This window comes from Chryseobacterium daecheongense, from assembly GCF_003729955.1.
GTDB classification, from domain to species: domain Bacteria; phylum Bacteroidota; class Bacteroidia; order Flavobacteriales; family Weeksellaceae; genus Chryseobacterium; species Chryseobacterium daecheongense.
In genome coordinates this window covers 943,837-961,131 of sequence record NZ_RJTX01000004.1, presented here as the reverse complement: position 1 = coordinate 961,131, position 17,295 = coordinate 943,837, and the positions used below count along the sequence as shown (strand labels likewise).

General features: G+C 36.1%; 14 protein-coding genes. 11 read left to right on the top strand and 3 right to left on the bottom strand.

The annotated features are described in order from the left end of the window. Nucleotides 1-69: 69 nt before the first annotated feature. Nucleotides 70-1,209, bottom strand: coding sequence for an EpsG family protein (locus EGI05_RS17770; protein ID WP_123264349.1), 1,140 nt, complete (start codon nt 1,207-1,209; stop codon nt 70-72). Then, nucleotides 1,210-2,214 (bottom strand): hypothetical protein, encoded by a 1,005-nt coding sequence (locus tag EGI05_RS17765; protein WP_123264348.1) that lies wholly within the window; start codon nt 2,212-2,214, stop codon nt 1,210-1,212. 218 nt (nt 2,215-2,432) lie between these two features. On the opposite strand from EGI05_RS17765, the gene EGI05_RS17760 reads away from it, so the two are divergent. Genes EGI05_RS17760 through EGI05_RS17740 form a run of 5 tightly spaced genes read left to right on the top strand, consistent with a single transcriptional unit; the run spans nt 2,433 to nt 9,033 of the window. Continuing rightward, nucleotides 2,433-6,053 (top strand): MMPL family transporter, encoded by a 3,621-nt coding sequence (locus EGI05_RS17760; protein ID WP_228428637.1) that lies wholly within the window; start codon nt 2,433-2,435, stop codon nt 6,051-6,053. Between the two features lie 43 nt (nt 6,054-6,096). Next, nucleotides 6,097-7,011 carry a dialkylrecorsinol condensing enzyme DarA gene (locus EGI05_RS17755; RefSeq protein ID WP_123264346.1) on the top strand — a complete coding sequence of 305 codons (915 nt, stop codon included), beginning with the start codon at nt 6,097-6,099 and terminating at the stop codon, nt 7,009-7,011. Between the two features lie 2 nt (nt 7,012-7,013). Beyond that, the gene (locus EGI05_RS17750; protein ID WP_123264345.1) at nt 7,014-8,153 is read left to right on the top strand and encodes a beta-ketoacyl-ACP synthase III; all 1,140 of its coding nucleotides are present in this window, start codon (nt 7,014-7,016) and stop codon (nt 8,151-8,153) included. Beyond that, entirely contained in the window at nt 8,153-8,584 is a 432-nt protein-coding gene (locus EGI05_RS17745) for a hypothetical protein (RefSeq protein ID WP_123264344.1), read from the top strand. The genes EGI05_RS17750 and EGI05_RS17745 overlap by 1 nt, the downstream gene beginning before the upstream one ends. A 5-nt stretch (nt 8,585-8,589) precedes the next feature. Further along, nucleotides 8,590-9,033 (top strand): ABC transporter permease, encoded by a 444-nt coding sequence (locus EGI05_RS17740; RefSeq protein ID WP_123264343.1) that lies wholly within the window; start codon nt 8,590-8,592, stop codon nt 9,031-9,033. Nucleotides 9,034-9,156: 123 nt separating this feature from the next. On the opposite strand, the gene EGI05_RS17735 is transcribed toward EGI05_RS17740, so the two are convergent. Further along, the gene (locus tag EGI05_RS17735) at nt 9,157-12,069 is read right to left on the bottom strand and encodes a M16 family metallopeptidase (RefSeq protein ID WP_123264342.1); all 2,913 of its coding nucleotides are present in this window, start codon (nt 12,067-12,069) and stop codon (nt 9,157-9,159) included. Nucleotides 12,070-12,327: 258 nt separating this feature from the next. Here EGI05_RS17735 and EGI05_RS17730 point away from each other — a divergent pair, with 258 nt between their 5' ends. The 6 genes from EGI05_RS17730 to EGI05_RS17705 are packed head-to-tail and all read left to right on the top strand — an operon-like array spanning nt 12,328 to nt 17,287. Beyond that, complete coding sequence (locus tag EGI05_RS17730) at nt 12,328-12,735, top strand: hypothetical protein (protein WP_123264341.1); 408 nt, start codon at nt 12,328-12,330, stop codon at nt 12,733-12,735. Next, nucleotides 12,732-13,727 carry a BtrH N-terminal domain-containing protein gene (locus tag EGI05_RS17725; RefSeq protein WP_123264340.1) on the top strand — a complete coding sequence of 332 codons (996 nt, stop codon included), beginning with the start codon at nt 12,732-12,734 and terminating at the stop codon, nt 13,725-13,727. Before EGI05_RS17730 ends, EGI05_RS17725 begins: the two co-directional genes overlap by 4 nt. A 1-nt stretch (nt 13,728) precedes the next feature. Then, nucleotides 13,729-14,484 (top strand): ABC transporter ATP-binding protein, encoded by a 756-nt coding sequence (locus EGI05_RS17720; protein WP_123264339.1) that lies wholly within the window; start codon nt 13,729-13,731, stop codon nt 14,482-14,484. Next, nucleotides 14,474-15,739 carry an ABC transporter permease gene (locus tag EGI05_RS17715; protein ID WP_123264338.1) on the top strand — a complete coding sequence of 422 codons (1,266 nt, stop codon included), beginning with the start codon at nt 14,474-14,476 and terminating at the stop codon, nt 15,737-15,739. The genes EGI05_RS17720 and EGI05_RS17715 overlap by 11 nt, the downstream gene beginning before the upstream one ends. Further along, nucleotides 15,729-16,157, top strand: a complete 429-nt coding sequence (locus EGI05_RS17710) for an acyl-CoA thioesterase (RefSeq protein ID WP_123264337.1) — start codon at nt 15,729-15,731, stop codon at nt 16,155-16,157. Before EGI05_RS17715 ends, EGI05_RS17710 begins: the two co-directional genes overlap by 11 nt. Next, a complete protein-coding gene (locus EGI05_RS17705; RefSeq protein ID WP_123264336.1) occupies nt 16,154-17,287 on the top strand; it encodes a beta-ketoacyl synthase N-terminal-like domain-containing protein in 1,134 nt (377 codons plus the stop codon). Before EGI05_RS17710 ends, EGI05_RS17705 begins: the two co-directional genes overlap by 4 nt. Nucleotides 17,288-17,295: the final 8 nt, after the last annotated feature.

Here is a 17,295-nt window from a genome sequence, read left to right as displayed (position 1 = left end):
TCTGTTGATTCAACAAAAAAGCAGCACCAAGGGTACTGCTTTATAAGTAAAATAACGTGGATTTCAGATTTAAGGAAGGAGGTAGTTTTTGTAAAGATCTATCGTAAATCTTCCGGCCTTAATATTATTAAAGCTTGCAAATACAACAAAATTAAACACCACCAAAGCTATAATAAACGTGTGGATCATTTTCTTAGCATTTTCAGACACTACATACATCGTATTAGGAATAAGAATATAGGCAAACCCAATAAATGCTCCTGCCAATCGGGATGAAAAGATAGGATTGTTCCTAAAAATAAAATAAAGGCATATTCCTATAACAGCATAATTCCTGTGGTATTCGTAATAAGGGAATTTCTCTTTCATTTTCGTATCAAAAGCAAAGAGGAAAAAGGTTAGAATAGCCATCATCGCCTCCGGAATTCCAATGCCACCATTCAGCCTCTGTACCGTTTCATCTATATATCCGTTAAATCCCAGAGTAAGCGTGTTATCTGCGGCTACATTATTCAAAAACTCTCCAAACGCCCTGTAGACCTCAAACGGGGATAAAAATACAGAAGTTATGATCAGAATAAGCATCATCACTTTATTCAATGGAATACGCGCTACCCAATACATGGGCAGGAAAAGATAGCACACGTTATGAATTCCACCTGCCAGATAAATACACAAAAGATAATAGAACAACTTTCTTTCTTTGATAAACCTTATTGCAAAATAGACGACAAAAGATCCCAGATTCTGTCTGATCTGTCCGCTCTCCCCGACAAAAAATCCGGGAATAAACATAAAAGCCATGAATGTAAAGGGATAGAACGTATTGTCTTCAATGTATTCTATCTTAAAGAAAATGGCAAGCATTGCTATGACAAGAGTCAGAACAAAGAAAGGTGCATTGAAAACATTGAGCAATATTTTGTTGATCAGCACAAACAGCCACTCCACTTCCATAGGCTGATTTCCTTCCATACGGAGGGCTTTCAGAAAGATCGTTACATATTCTTTTGTATCTGAATAAATATAAATCCCTTTGTAACTTCCATAATCCGGTCCTACATCATTTCGAAGCCCGGCAAGGATCACAAGATAAATTCCTAAAAAATACAACCAGCGTTTTTCCACTCTTCCCCGGTACACCTCCTGAAAACTCATAACGAGCATGAAAACCAATGCGATTATATAATATGGATGTAGTAAACTCATTTATAATAGATGAACATTTTTAAATTTCTGTGAAGCAAGCACTATTCCTGTAAGGATTAAAGGCAAAAATAACCTTGCCTCCCAAAAAAGCCCCACTAAAGTAATCATAATAAGATAGGGAAGTGAGAAAAACAGATATTTTTTCACTATTACTTTTCCTTCTTCATTACATAAGTTGTAGCCAAAATACAATGCAATTATTCCGAATAATAATCCGGCTATATTATATGGGCTTGTAAAATTTTTAATGAAATAAACACCTTCAAAAAAGGATGCATCCTGACGAATTGCCAGCTTAAGTCCCATATACGGCAAGACAAACGCTATAACCAGTAATAACATTTCCTTGATAACTGCATAGTCTCTTTTTTTATAAGTCTTAAAATCAAAAAAAACGGCTGCAAAAAAAGCAATATTCAGGCAGGCTGTTTCTCTGGCAAATGTTGAGATAATGATGATGATGCTTAATAACATCAGATCAGTAGGTTTCCTGTCATCCAGATATTTAAGAGTGAAATAAACCCCCGATAAATAAAAGAAAATGGCAATCAGATCACAGTTGGTGGGAACATACTGCAATATCACAATAAAAAATACTGCCAGCAAATGAAGCATTCTTCGAATATGAATATTTTGAATGATTTCAACAGGCTTCAGCTTAAAAATTTTGTCTAAAATAATAGAAGATAAAATAAAGAAGAAAGCATTGATCAGAAAAGTACTGTGATAAAAAACGGTCCCGTTTTTCAAAAGGAAAGTTTTAGCAAATGGAATATAATGATCTATAATATAGGTCATTAATTCTGTTACATGCACACTGAGATAGTTCGGAATCACTCTATACGCATACACGGATTCAAACATGAAATCAGGAGCCTTTTCAGCGGATTTTATCCATATTACATATGCTGATTCAAATCCGTAATAGGACATAAAGAAAAGCAGCAGAGGGAAAATTATTATAAATAAAAATCCGTTTATTTTTTCATCAATTGTTTTTAACATATCAAAACAGCATCATTTTTTGTGAAATTTTGTTTAAATATATTTTAAATCAGGGGAACTTCTGCAAAAGTATAAGTTTTTTTCATTTCAACTAGAAATATTTTATTGATTTTCAGTGAAAACTTGTTGGTAAAACTTTTGAACTAATACTTAAAAAATTAAATTTGCAAACCTGATTTCGTAATGCAATGCATCGTTTTTTTATTTATTTATATCATTTGATTTCTAAAAACAGAATTTTATCTGTATGTTTTGCATTGGGTATTGCCTTGTTATGCGGTTATTTTGCTTCGAAAATCAATTTTGAAGAAGATATCAATCAGATCATTCCTAAAAATGAAAAATCCGATCTTACCGCTAAAGTTCTTAAACAGCTGAATTTTTCAGATAAGATCATTGTCATTATTGAAAACAAATCCAATGAAGACAGTTTCCAGCTTTCTGAAACCGCCGATACTTTTTTACAGAAATTAGAGCCTCTACAACAATATGTGGGTTCTGTTCAGGGAAAAGTAAATGATGAGGAGATCTCGGAGACTTTTGATTTTGTGAATCAAAATCTTCCTTTATTCCTGGATGAAAGTGATTATAAGGAAATTGAAAAAAAGCTTCAGAAAGACAGCATCGCCAAACAGGTGGAAAACAATTATGTTTCACTGGTTTCCCCTACGAGTTTGGTGACCAAGGATTTCATTAAAAAAGATCCGTTGGGAATCACTTTTTTAGGGATTAAAAAGCTTAATGCCTTAAACATTAGTAAAGATTTCAAACTGGAAGATAACTACATTGTCACCAAAGATGGTAAACATCTTCTTCTTTTCATTGAACCTAAAAACAAAAGCAACGATACCAAGAATAACGAGGCTTTTGTAGATCAGCTGAATGAGATCAAAGACAACATCAATAAACAATTCAAGGGAAAAACAGAACTTAGCTATTTCGGTTCACCGGTGATTGCTGTAGCCAATGCCAAGCAAATTAAAAAAGATATTCAGAATACTGTTTTGATTTCCATGACAGTACTTTTCATTTTGCTGATGTATTATTTCAGGAATTTTTTCACTCCAGTCATTGTTTTTCTTCCTACGGTATTTTCTGTTTTACTTGCATTATTGGTCTTATACTTTATTAAGGATAAAATTTCAGCTATATCATTAAGTGTTGGAGCCATTCTTATCGGGATAACCATAGATTATGCCCTTCACATTCTTACCCATTACAAGCACAACAATAATATAGAGGAGCTTTATAAAGAGATCACACAACCAATCATATTAAGTAGCGCGACAACAGCCGTTTCATTCTTATGCCTGGTTTTCGTGCGTTCCGAAGCACTAAAAGACCTGGGACTCTTTGCTGCCATTACGGTGATTTTATCTTCTGTTTCAGCTTTAATTATTGTTCCTCAGCTTTATCATCCAAAGAAAAACGAAAAGAAAGAGAATACCAATTTCATTGATACCATCGGGGCTTATCCTTACGAAAAAAACAAACCTTTGATCATTGGATGCTCTTTGGTGATCATTGCCTGTCTATTTGGCTTCAGACATGTGGGGTTCAATGAAGATATTGGTGATCTCAATTACATTCCCAAAGAATTAAAAATCAGTGAAGCTAAGCTGGAAAAGCTTTCAGACATCACTTCCAAATCCATCTATACAATTTCTTATGGGAATTCCGAAGAAGAAGCATTGTCCAGAAACTCTCAATTGAGTCATTTTCTGGAAAAAGAAAAACAGGAAGGAAAAATTTTAAGTTATAATTCCTTAGGAAATGTTGTTTTATCTAAACAGGACCAACAAAAAAAGATAGAAATCTGGGAGAAATTCTGGGAGAATAAAAAAGACCACACCATCTCAGAATTGGTAAGCAACGGAATTCAATTTGGATTCAACAGTTCCGCTTTTTCCCAATTCAATGAAGTTTTAAGTAAAGAGTATTCTACTTTAAGCTTACAAGATTATGAAAAGATAAAAGCGTTACAGGTCTCGGAATTCTTAAGCAGCGAGAACGGATTTTACACTGTTTCCAATGTGGTAAAGGTAGATGAGAAGAAAAGGGATGCCTTCATTAAAGATATCGAAAAGAAACACGATGCTTTAGCCATCGACCGTCAGCAAATGAATGAAAACTTTTTAGGTTTACTGAAGAGGGACTTCAATACGCTGATCAACTATTCCCTACTCGCAATCATTCTCACGATCATTGTGTTCTTCAGGAATTTTGAACTGACAGTCCTTACGATGTTCCCAATTGTTTTAACCGGAATCGTTACCGCAGGAATTTTATATTTTTTAGGATTAGAACTTAATATTTTCAGTACGGTAGTCTGTACATTGGTATTCGGAGTTGGGGACGATTTCAGTATTTTCCTTACGAAAGCCATGCAGAAAGAGCATACAACAGGAAAAAATGAACTTCCAACCTACAGGATTTCCATTATTCTGGCTGTTTTCACTACCATCCTTTCCATTGGCTCGCTGATCTTTGCCAAACATCCCGCATTGCATTCATTAGCGCTGGTTGCTTTAATAGGAATGTTCTCAGTGATCATCATTACCTCAACATTATACCCGTTCTGGTTCAGGTTCCTGATTATCAACAGAGCTAAAAAAGGACTTTCACCTATCACTTTCAGACTATTTTTACATTCTATTCTTTCCTTTTTATATTATGGATTGGGAGGAGTGTTCTTTTCCGTGTTTGGAAGCTTCTTTGTAAAGAATTCAAAAGGGAAAACTTTAGATTTCATTAAATTAATAATGGCTAAGTTTTTAACTTCTGTCTTATTTTCGAATCCATTTGTAAAGAAAAGAGTGATTAAAAACAGTAATGAGGATTTCAGCAAGCCTGCAGTTATCATTGCGAATCACACTTCTTTTTTAGATACTTTAGCCATTGCCATGACTACTCATAAAATTGTATATCTGGTGAATGACTGGGTCTATCAATCCCCTATTTTCGGTAAAATGGTAAGAGCCTTAGGTTTTTATCCGGTTTCTCAGGGAATAGAAAACGGGATGGAAAAATTAAAGGAAAAAGTGGATCAGGGATATTCTTTGGTCGTTTTTCCTGAAGCGGAGCGTTCTTATACCAATGACATCAAGAGATTCCATAAAGGAGCTTTTTATCTGGCTGAACAGTTTGGCCTGGATATTTTACCTCTTTATATTCATGGGAATTCTGAAGTGTTGCCAAAAGGTGACTTTATTATTTATGATGGGAGCATTACAGTAAAGGTAGGAGACAGGATCAGAAAAGATGATGTGAGTTTTGGAAAGAGCTATTCTGAAAGGACAAAGAAGATCAATGCTTATTTCAGAGAGCAATTTGCCCAATTGAGGAATGAGATCGAAGATGAAAATTATTTTAAAAAGAAACTATTCTTAAGCTATTTGTATAAAGAGAATGAAGTTGTACATGAAGTAAAAGAAGATTTTAATACCAATAAAACAGCTTATTTTGAATTGAATAAACATATTCCGAAAGACAGCACTATTCTGCATATTTCGGATGATTTTGGACAGAAAGACGTTTTACTTTTGTTGTATCAGGCAGGCCGAAGAATATTCAGCCGGATAAGCAATGAAGAGAAAAGAGATGTAGCAGAACAAAATTACCTGGTAAAAAGAAGAAAATTGAGTTATATTAATGATATTTCAGAGATCAATAAGAATATTGATGTGCTTTTGATTTCGGATAGTCGTTTTAAAATCAATACTCTTTCAACATTACCGGAAACCATTATTTTCCTGAATGTAAAAGAGCCAGGCTTTGAAAACCCTGTATTTCAGAAGAAATTGGACACCGGAGCAATAAAAATTTTCAAAAAACACTAAATACATCTGAAAAGTATATTTTTGTAAACGCTAAAAAATATTAATGAAAAAAAACATACTTGTTATATATTATTCACAAACCGGCCAGCTGGAGGATATTGTGAAAAATGTAGCAAAACCTTTTGAAGATAAAAAGGAAGAATACGAGGTTACTTACTATAATATTCAACTCAAGAAAGATTTTCCTTTTCCGTGGCCAAGTGACGTTTTTTTCAACACTTTCCCGGAATCTTACCTACAGATCCCAAGCGAAATCCATCCGCCATCACCTGAAGTATTAAACAGGAAATATGATCTGATCATTTTCGGATATCAGGTTTGGTATCTGACGCCTTCCATCCCTATCATTTCGTTCCTGAAAAGCGGCTATGCGGAAAACCTTTTAAAGGATACTCCTGTAGTTACCGTTTCCGGAACCCGAAATATGTGGATGCTTTCCCAGGAAAAATTAAAAGTATATTTAAGAGACCTGAAAGCCCAACTTGTAGGAAACATTGCACTGGTAGACCGACATGATAACTATACCAGCGTATTAACGATCTTACGTTGGCTGACGACAGGGCAAAAAGAAAAATCCGGGATGTTACCCGCAGCAGGAGTTTCTAATGAAGAAATTGCCGGAGCCGGAAAATATGGTGAAATCATTAAAAAACATTTTGAAAATGGTGATCTTCAAAATCTTCAATCCGACCTGGTAAAAAACGGAGCCGTTGAAATCCGCCCTTTTCTGGTGAGAGTGGAAAAGGTTGGAAACAAAATCTTCACCGTATGGTCCAATCTCATCATCAAGAAAAAAGAAAAGCGCCCCTTACTGGTAAAATTCTTTAAGGTATATTTGATGGCAGCAATCTGGATCATATCACCTATTGTTTTGATTTTTCATATATTGCTGGGCCCATTATTCTGGGCTAAAAGAAGAAAAGAAAGAGAGTATTTACAAGGAATAAATTTAAAATAAAGATGAACGACGTATTTATAACAAAAGCTTCAACATACTTACCCAATGAACCGGTTTCTAATGATGACATGGAAACGTATCTTGGCTTAGTAAACGACACTCCATCTAAAGCAAGAGCTTTAATTTTAAGAAACAACAAAATAAGAACCAGATATTACGCATTGGATAAAAACGGAAAGCCCACACACACGAATGCCCAGATTACGGCAAAAGCAGTGGAAGGACTTTTCGATGAGAACTTCAAGAAAGAGGATATGCAGTTACTTTCCTGTGGAACCACTTCTGCAGATCAGATCCAGCCATCTCATGCATCTATGGTTCACGGAGAACTGAATTTAGGAAAATCTATTGAGATCAATACTTCTACCGGGCTTTGTAATTCCGGGATGAATGCCTTCAATTATGCTTTCCTTTCTGTAAAAGCAGGAGTGAAACAAAATGCAGTCTGCGTAGGTTCCGAAAGGTTTTCTGCTTGGATGACTGCAGATAAATTCAACCATGAAGCCGAAAATTTAAAATTACTGGAAGAAAGACCAATCATTGCTTTTAAGAGAGAATTCCTGAGATGGATGCTTTCTGACGGAGCTGGGGCTTTCTTACTGGAAAATAAACCAAGAGAAAACAGCATTTCCTTAAAAGTAGAATTCATTGATTTCTATTCTTATGCTCATGAAATCGAAGCATGTATGTATTCAGGTTGTGAGAAGCAGGAAGACGGAAGCCTTCAATCCTGGGCGGATTATCCTTCGGATGAATGGCTGAAGCAATCCATCTTTGCATTGAAGCAGGATACAAAATTATTAGACCAGTATATTTTAGTAAAAGGGGCAGAAAGTTTAAGAGCATCTTTTGACAAACATCAATTAGATCCTGAAAAAATTGATCACGTTCTGGCACACATCTCTTCAGGATATTTCAAAGAAGGATTGAAAGAAGAATTTGCTAAGAAAGGAATGGATTTTCCTTGGGAAAAATGGTATTATAACCTTTCTGAAGTCGGGAACATCGGAGCTGGTTCTATTTTCATTGCGTTGGAAGAACTGATGAATTCCGGAACATTGAAAAAGGGAGAAAAAGTATTGCTTTGTGTACCTGAAAGTGGAAGATTTGCCTATTCTTGCGCTTTATTAACGGTTTGCTAATGGAAAACAGATTACCGACATCTGACCAGCAATTTGTGGAAAGCTTAATTCCGCAAAGGTCTCCTTTTGTGATGGTGAATGAGCTTTCGGAATATTCCGAGAGTCACCTCGTCTCCGGATTTAAGATCAAAGAAGAGAATATTTTTATTCAGGACGGGATTTTTCAGGCTTCAGGATTAATTGAGCATCAGGCTCAAAGTGTAGCTTTACACACCGGATATAAATTTTATTTGTTAGGAAAAGAAGCTCCTACCGGTTATATTGGAGCGATTAAATCTTTTGAAGCGGTGGCATTGCCTAAAGTGGGAGATCATTTAACCTCGGAGGTCGAGATTCTGAGTGAAATCATGGGTGTTACATTAGTGAATATCATCACCAAATTAAATGGTGTAATGATTGCTCAATCTCAAATGAAAACTGTTGTAAAATAGCTGTAATGGAAATTAAGGAAGACAATATCATCAATATACATAACTATCTCCCTCATCGTGAACCGATGCTGATGGTGGATTATATCCTGGAACTCACCAAGGAAAATGTGATGACTTCCTTTATGATTACTGAAGACAATATTTTTGTCCATAACAATGAATTTGCAGAATCAGGATTGATCGAAAATATGGCTCAAACCTGCTCTTCCATTCTCGGGCAAAGTTTCTTTGAAAATCCGAATGCTGATACAAAAGTGATTGGTTTTATTACCAATATTAAAAAGATAGAGATCTTTTCTTTACCGAAAGTAGGAGATAAAATCATTTCAAAAGCGTCACTGATCTCGCAATATGAAAACATCTGTCACATTTTCTGTGAGACTTTTCATAATGATGAATTGTTGATTAGGGCAGAAATCAACCTGTTTATTCAGGAAGTAAAATCATAAAAGACTAAACACTCTATATCAAAGCTGTACTTTCGTACAGCTTTTTTTATTTTTAAATCCACACTATTCAATAAAAAAAGTGAGGCATTACACCTCACTCCCTCCTTTTGATTTCAATATAATTTAGTATCCGAAGATCTCTTCAAGGCTTACCTCTTTAAATTCTCCCATTTTATTGATGGATTCCATATTCAGGTTTTCTCTTTTCCCGATAATGGATGTATTATATTGTACAGGCTTCACTTCTGTATTATAGAAGTTCGTAAGCTGTGGCAACGTCAATCCTTGAATTTCAGCATAAATATCTTTTCTGATATCATAATCAACCCCCAATTTTTTAAGTGCTAACTGGTTAAAGAAAATATTTGTTCTGTTGATTCTGTTAGATGCAATCTGTTTCAAAGCAGAACCTCTTGCATTTTCAAATTGTGCAGGGATTTGTGGTAATTGTACCATCAGATCATTCATTGCATTCACTGCCAAAGGAAGCTTGTTTGCCTGCGTTCCGATATAATTTGTTACATAATTCGGGTGATTCTTTTCCGAAGCATTGGCATAAGAAACATAAGCAGAATATGCTAAAGATTTACTCTCTCTGATTTCCTGGAAAACAATAGAAGACAATCCGCGTCCGAAGTATTCATTGAAAACATTAGCTTTCCCAAAGTTTCCAAGGTTTACGGTATTTCCTTTTGCCACTTTAGACATTTCCATCTGAACCATGTCATAGTTGGTGAAATATACTTTTCCTTCTGTTGCAGGCTCAGGATATTCCTTAGCTTTCGCAGGTTGAAGACTTGTATTGACAATATACGGCTTCACTGCCTTTTCAAGAGTTTTCTGTTCTTGTCCGTAAAGGAAAACTTCGTATGGATACTGATTGATGGTTTTTACTTTTTTCATCAGCTCATTCACATCAATACTTTGAAGACGCTCTTTAGAAATAATATCCGTCATTCTGGAATCTTTCCCATACTTTGCATAATTGTTAAGAGCAGCCATGATTCTGTTCTTATCTTTTTTAGCAACAGCTCTGGATTCCAAAATAGCTTTTACAGTCTGATCATAGATGGCTTTATCCGCTTTTACATTAGTCAGCCAGTGGTTCATCAACTCAACACCTTTCTGCATATTGCTTTCAAGTCCGCTCAATGTGATAACCGTTTGATCATTGGAGGTTCTGAAACTGTTTGAAATTCCTAATTTATAGAACTCCTCTTTCAACTGCTCCGGTGTATATTTATCTGTTCCAAGATATTCCAGTACAGAAACAGCAAGAGACAATTCCTTATCATTATCTGTTCCGAAAGGGAAAATATAATTTACCTGAGCAATATCGTTGTATTTATTCTTCACAAAGCTTATTTTCTTGTCCTTGATCTGAGAGGTCTGGATCGCTTCTTTATAATCAATAAATTCAGGTTTAATTTCTGTTGCTTTTGTTGCTAAGATATCCTTCAGGAAAGGAGACTGCGCTTCTCTGTTCAGCTTAATCGGGGTAATTCCCGGGTTTTCTACACGAACAAGCTTATCATTCACTCCTTTTTCCTTATACACTACCACATAATTATCTTTGAAAAATTCATTGGCAAATTTTACGATATCTGCTTTGGTGATTTTTTCATATTGATTGATCTCATCAAGCTCTTGTTCCCAAGTTCTTTCGTTGATATAAACATCATATAGATTCGTTGCCAAACCGTCTGCTGTTTCCCAGCTTTTCATTCTCTGAACTTTTTTGTCATTGATGATCGCTTTCAGCATCCAATCTGGGAATTGGCCTTTCTTTACCAGCTCCAGCTGATCTAATAATAATTTTTTAGCCTCATCAAAGCTTTGCCCCTCTTTTGGAGTAACCACAAGTCCGAAATATCCATACATTTTGAATGGAGATTCATATGCTCCTGCTCCTAACGTTTTTTGCTTTTGATTGATATTAAGGTCAATTAATCCCGCATCTCCTCTATTGCTTAATATATCTGCAATCATATCTGCCAATCTTGCCTCTTGTGTTCCGTAAGAATCTGTTCTCCAGGCTATAGTCATTCTTGGCGTTGTAGGGCTTTTCACAGTTCTGGTCACGATACTGGTCATTGGAGCCTCCGTTACCATTTTTTTCATTGGCAATTCTTTGTATTTGAAGCTTCCGAAATATTGGTCAACCAATTTGATGGTTTTATCATAATCAAGATCCCCAACTAAAACTACTGCCATATTGTTAGGAACATAATATGTATCAAAATATTTATGAATAGCCACCATTGAAGGGCTTTTCAAATGTTCCGAAGTTCCGATGGTTGTTTGTTGCCCGTTCGGATGTTTTGGGAAAAGAGCTTCCATTAGCGCGTAATTCACTAAGCGCCCGTCATTATCCTGAGCTCTGTTGTATTCTTCGTAAACCGCTTCAAGTTCCGTATGGAAAAGACGCAAAACCAATTCGGAAAAACGTTCCTTCTCAACTTTTAGCCATTTTTCCAATTCATTGGACGGAATATTATTCTTGTAAACTGTTTCGTCCAGTGAAGTATGCGCGTTAGTACCTGTAGCTCCTAATGAAGAGATCGCCTTATCATATTCGTTTGCAATAGCATATTTGGATGCTTCCTGAGAAACTTCATCTATCTTTTTGTAAAGCTCTTTTTTCTTGGCAGGATCTTTTTCAGCTTTGTGCTGCTCATAAAGATCAGAGATCTGCTGAAGTAAAACCTTCTCTTTTGCCCAATCCTGAGTTCCCAAATGAGAAGTTCCTTTGAAAACCATATGCTCCAGGTAATGCGCCAAACCCGTATTGTCACTTGGGTCATTATTAGATCCTGTTCTTACCGGAATATACGTCTGAATTCTTGGAGCATCATCGTTTTTGGCAAGGTATACCTTCAATCCGTTCTTTAAGGTGTATACTCTTACACCGGACTTATCATTTTTCACGGTTTCATAAGTATACCCTTGGTTATCTGTAACCTTTTGAGTATCAAATTTCTGTGCCATCGCACTGATCATACAGAATAATGATACAGAAATAAAAAATTTCTTCATAGTAATATTGTTTAACCAAATTTCTTTAAAGAACATTAGTCTTATTAAATGATCCAGTTGTTACACAGGAAGATAAAAAGTGAAACATTTTTACACTTTCAACCTAAAATATCTGAAAATTAGCAACATATAATCCATATTTCCCAGAAAAACTTTAGCCAGATTTAATATGATAAACATATAATGTATTTTCACTATTTTAGCCAACTGATTAAACAATCATTAAAAATCTGAAGTCTATATTAATATCTTTTTTAGATGAAAAAACAGGACCTTCCTCAAGACGAAAGTAATCTGAAATCAGCAAATATGACCGAAGTGTTGTATGTGACTGATGAAAATGATAACTATACTACGGCAAACAGCATTGGTTGGGAAGCTAAAAAAGCAGCTTTGGAAGAATCAATGGAGCTTATTCAGGAAAGAATTGAAGAAGCCAGGGAAAATGTTGCCAATAATAAAGTAAGTCCTGTTATTTACTTTATGGAGCTGAATAAAATGGACTTAAGTGTACTTGCCGCCTATGTAGGAATGTGGCAGTGGCGTGTCAAAAGACATACAAAACCAAAAGTATTTAAAACACTAAGTGAAAATGTACTGAAAAAATATGCCAATGCTTTTGGCATTTCAGTGGATGAATTAAAAAATTTTGACGGAAAAAAATGAAATTGAATTTTGAACATCACCAGACCGCGCATTGCGAAAATGGTGTTGCCTCCAACTTATTATTATATAAAGGACTAAAACTAAGTGAACCTATGATCTTCGGGATCGGTTCCGGATTATTCTTTGTATATCTACCCTTTTTAAAAGTGAATTTTGCTCCGGGTTTCAGCTACCGACCTATGCCGGGTGCTATTTTCAGTAAAGCAGCCAAAAGATTGGGAATTAAGATCAAAAGACAAAAATTCTCCAATCCCAAAGAAGCACAGACAGCTTTAGAAAAAAACCTGGAAAATAATATCCCGACAGGATTACAGGTAGGTGTTTTTAACCTTACTTACTTTCCTGAAGAATATAAATTTCATTTCAATGCCCATAATCTTGTGGTGTACGGAAAAGAAAATGGAAAATTTCTCATTAGTGATCCGGTAATGGATTACGTAACTTCTCTTTCTGAAGAAGAGCTGGAAAAAGTAAGGTATGCTAAAGGTGCCCTCCCTCCAAAAGGGCATATGTACTATCCAATTTATGTTCCCGAATCGGTAAATTTAGAAGAAGCTATCAAACAAGGAATTAAGGATACCTGCAAAAACATGCTGGCTCCCGTTCCTCTTATCGGAGTAAAAGCCATGAGATGGGTCGCAAAAAGCATCCCGAAATGGGCCGAAAAAAAAGGTACCAAAGTAACCAATCATTATTTAGGACAGCTGATCAGAATGCAGGAGGAAATCGGAACCGGAGGTGGTGGATTCAGATTTATTTATGGTGCATTTTTACAGGAGGCCGCTGAAATTCTTAAGAATGAACAATTGAAGGAACTTTCAAAAGAGATTACCATGATCGGTGACCTTTGGAGAGATTTTGCCATAGATATTGCAAGGGTTTATAAGAATAGAAATTCAAAAAGTGATATTTACAACCAGCTTTCAAAATCTATGCTTCATATTGCTGATCTGGAAGAAGCCTTCTATAAAAAATTGAGAAAAGCGATCTGAAATGGCTGAGAATATTATTGAGATCAAAAATTTATACAAGAAATACAAAAATTCAGATGAGTTTTCTGTAAACGATATTTCTTTGAACATTGACAAAAATGAGATCTACGGAATTCTTGGGCCTAACGGAGCAGGGAAAACCACATTGATTTCGATGCTTTCGGGGTTGATCAAACCTACTTCGGGGCAGTTTAAGATCAATGGATTATCTCCTCAGAAACACAGCTCCAAAATAAAGCAGATCATCGGCATTGTCCCACAGGAATATGCTCTTTACCCCACTCTTACGGCAAAAGAAAATCTTATGTTTTTCGGAAGTTTATATGGCTTACAACATAAAAACCTGCATAAAACCATTGATGAGTCTTTAGAAATCATGGGATTATCGAAGTTTGCAGATAAAAAAGTGGATCAGTTTTCAGGAGGAATGAAGCGCCGTTGCAACCTCATTGCAGGAACACTTCACAATCCGAAGGTTCTCTTCTTGGATGAGCCCACTGTTGGAGTTGATGTGCAATCCAAAAAAGTGATCATTGATTATTTAAAAGAACTGAATAATAACGGAACATGCATCATTTACACTTCCCATCACCTTTCGGAAGCGGAAGAATTCTGTACTAAAATTGCAATTATTGACAAAGGGAAAATCCATGCGGTTGGAACCCCTGAAGAACTTGTGGCCCAAATTGCCAATGCAGAAAACCTTGAAGATGTATTCATATCATTAACCGGAAAAGAATTGAGAGATGTTGTATAAATTGTGGAGAAGCTTTATCAAGGAAATTCTTTTGCTGAAAAGAGATATTGGCGGAATTGTCATCATTTTCGTAATGCCTTTGCTTTTGATCGTAACCATTACGTTAATCCAGGACTCTACCTTTAAAAATCTTGAAGGATCAAAAATCCCGATTATTTTTATTGATAATGATAAATCCGAAGTTTCAAAAAACATCAAAAAAGAGCTGGAAAACAGTAAAACCTTCCAGTTATTGACCAACTTCAATGAAAAATCAGCTCAAAATGCAGTTTTTTCAGGAGAATATCAAATGGCGATCGTTATTCCGGAAAACCTCACAAAAGACCTGAATTCCAATATAGAAGCCAAAGTAGAGAAAATAGTAAGCTCATTCGGATTGGAAACCGATTCTGCAGCTGCTCCAAAAGCGGCTTCAAAAGCCAAAGACATTCATTTATATTTTGATCCTGCGACCAATGCAGGTTTCAAGAACTCAGTGATGAATTCTGTCAATAAAATGGTTTTTGAAATTGAGAATAAAAAAATTTATAAGGCTTTTCAGGATCAGCTCGGAACTACTGAAAATCTTGAAGAAAATAAAAACCTGATCAGTTTTAAGGAGATCACACCTAAAAAAGGGGATGCAGAAATCCTTCCGAATTCCGTTCAGCACAACGTTCCTGCATGGACATTATTTGCCATCTTCTTCATTGTTGTTCCGCTTTCCATCAATTTAGTGAAGGAAAAAAGCCAGGGAACCAGTGTAAGAGTCAGAGTAAGCCCTACTCCGTATTTCATTCATATTTTAGGAAAAACCTTTACCTACCTTATTATATGCATCATCCAGTTTTTGTTGATGGTTGCCGTAGGAATTTACCTTTTTCCTTATATGGATCTGCCTGCATTTGATGTTTCAGGAAAAATGTTCCAGTTGCTCACTGTAACACTGTTTGCAGGATTGGCTGCGATAGGTTTCGGAGTTTTACTGGGAACTATTGCCGATACTCAGGAACAGTCTGCCCCTTTTGGTGCCACTTCAGTAGTGGTTTTGGCTGCTGTCGGGGGAATTTGGGTTCCTGTTTTCCTGATGCCTGAGTTTATGCAGCATATAGCTAAATTCTCTCCCATGAATTGGGGATTAAATGCTTACTATGACATTATTTTAAGAAACAGCGGGATCGGAAATATTGCAAAAGAATTAGCTTTATTATTTTTGTTTTACCTTGCCATGGTAACTATTTCTATTTTTTACGAAAGAAAGAAGAATGCAGTCTAAAGAAAACATATTGCGATGTACGGAGGAAGTAAGAGTACGCTTCAATGAGACAGACCCATTAGGAATTGTCTGGCACGGGCATTATATTGTATACTTCGAGGATGGAAGAGAAGCTTTCGGAAGACAGCACGGATTGACCTATCTTGATATTCAGAAAGCAGGCTATGTAACACCTATTGTAAAAAGTACCTGCGAACATTTTCTCCCTTTAAAATATGGGGAAACTTTCAGGATTGTAACCACTTTCGTAAACTCTAATTCCGCAAAGCTTATTTACAGATATGAGCTTTTCAATCAGGAAGATAAGCTGGTTTGTAGTGGAGAGACTATTCAGGTATTCTTAGACTCGGAAGGAAATTTATGCTTGTACAACCCTGAATTTTTTCAGAACTGGAAAGATAAAATGGGATTATCATGAGGAAGGAAATTTATATTACAGACTATAATTGCGTAACTCCTTTAGGAATGAACGTTGCTTCCAATTGGGAGGCTTTGTTACGAGGTCAATCCGGAGTCGCTTTACATAAGATCATGGAAAATCAGGAGGCGTTTTATGCCTCCATGATTAATTCTGAAGAACTGGAAGAAGAGTCCAACAAAAATTTCAGCGATCAGGATTTTACCCGATTAGAAAAAATGTTCCTGTTGTGTTTAAAGCCTTTGATAGAAAAGCATAACATCACAGACGAAACGGCCTTTATTCTATCTACAACCAAAGGAAACATCAGTTTACTGAAAAATCAATCTGCTTTACCCGAAGATGTTTATCTTTCTAACCTAGCACAAAAGATTGCTGATTTCTTTGGATTTACCACAAAACCTATTGTGGTTTCCAACGCCTGTGTTTCCGGAGTAATGGCGATTGCTGTTGCCAAGAATATGATCCAGGCTGGAAAATATAAAGACGCATTTGTAGTTGCCGGAGATGAGATTTCAGAATTTGTGATCTCAGGTTTCAATTCTTTCCAGGCTATTGGAACTACGCCTTGCAAACCATACGATAAAAGCAGAGACGGAATTAACATTGGCGAAGCAACGGCGGCGGCTTATGTAACCTCTGCGCCTACCGAAAACGAAAAGTTTAGGTTTAAAGTCTTAGGAGACTCTGCCATCAATGATGCCAATCACATTTCAGGGCCTTCCCGAACAGGAGACGGATTGTATGCGAGTATCAGAAATGCAATGACAGAAGCAAAAGTTTTAGCGGAACAGATTGATTTCATATCTGCACATGGAACAGCTACTTTATATAACGACGAAATGGAAGCCATTGCTTTCAACAGAATGGAATTGCAACATGTTCCCTTAAATAGCATGAAAGGCTTTTACGGACATTGTTTAGGAGCATCGGGGTTGCTCGAAAGTATTATTTCTATGGAAAGTGCTTTACACAATACCTTAATTCCCTCCAAGAATTTTGAAGAACCGGGAACTTCCCAATCTTTACATATCATTAAAGAAAACCAACCTGCGGAGATCAATTATATTTTGAAGACCGCATCAGGATTTGGTGGGTGTAATGCTGCCATTGTTTTAGAAAAATGTTAATCGGAAAA

Excerpts from the sequence above, each read along its gene's own strand:
- EGI05_RS17770 (WP_123264349.1), bottom strand. The coding sequence starts at position 1,209 with ATGAGTTTACTACATCCATATTATATAATCGCATTGGTTTTCATGCTC.
- EGI05_RS17720 (WP_123264339.1), top strand. The coding sequence starts at position 13,729 with ATGGCTGAGAATATTATTGAGATCAAAAATTTATACAAGAAATACAAA.
- EGI05_RS17745 (WP_123264344.1), top strand. The coding sequence starts at position 8,153 with ATGGAAAACAGATTACCGACATCTGACCAGCAATTTGTGGAAAGCTTA.
- EGI05_RS17750 (WP_123264345.1), top strand. The coding sequence starts at position 7,014 with ATGAACGACGTATTTATAACAAAAGCTTCAACATACTTACCCAATGAA.
- EGI05_RS17715 (WP_123264338.1), top strand. The coding sequence starts at position 14,474 with ATGTTGTATAAATTGTGGAGAAGCTTTATCAAGGAAATTCTTTTGCTG.
- EGI05_RS17735 (WP_123264342.1), bottom strand. The coding sequence starts at position 12,069 with ATGAAGAAATTTTTTATTTCTGTATCATTATTCTGTATGATCAGTGCG.
- EGI05_RS17755 (WP_123264346.1), top strand. The coding sequence starts at position 6,097 with ATGAAAAAAAACATACTTGTTATATATTATTCACAAACCGGCCAGCTG.
- EGI05_RS17730 (WP_123264341.1), top strand. The coding sequence starts at position 12,328 with ATGAAAAAACAGGACCTTCCTCAAGACGAAAGTAATCTGAAATCAGCA.
- EGI05_RS17765 (WP_123264348.1), bottom strand. The coding sequence starts at position 2,214 with ATGTTAAAAACAATTGATGAAAAAATAAACGGATTTTTATTTATAATA.
- EGI05_RS17740 (WP_123264343.1), top strand. The coding sequence starts at position 8,590 with ATGGAAATTAAGGAAGACAATATCATCAATATACATAACTATCTCCCT.
- EGI05_RS17725 (WP_123264340.1), top strand. The coding sequence starts at position 12,732 with ATGAAATTGAATTTTGAACATCACCAGACCGCGCATTGCGAAAATGGT.
- EGI05_RS17705 (WP_123264336.1), top strand. The coding sequence starts at position 16,154 with ATGAGGAAGGAAATTTATATTACAGACTATAATTGCGTAACTCCTTTA.
- EGI05_RS17710 (WP_123264337.1), top strand. The coding sequence starts at position 15,729 with ATGCAGTCTAAAGAAAACATATTGCGATGTACGGAGGAAGTAAGAGTA.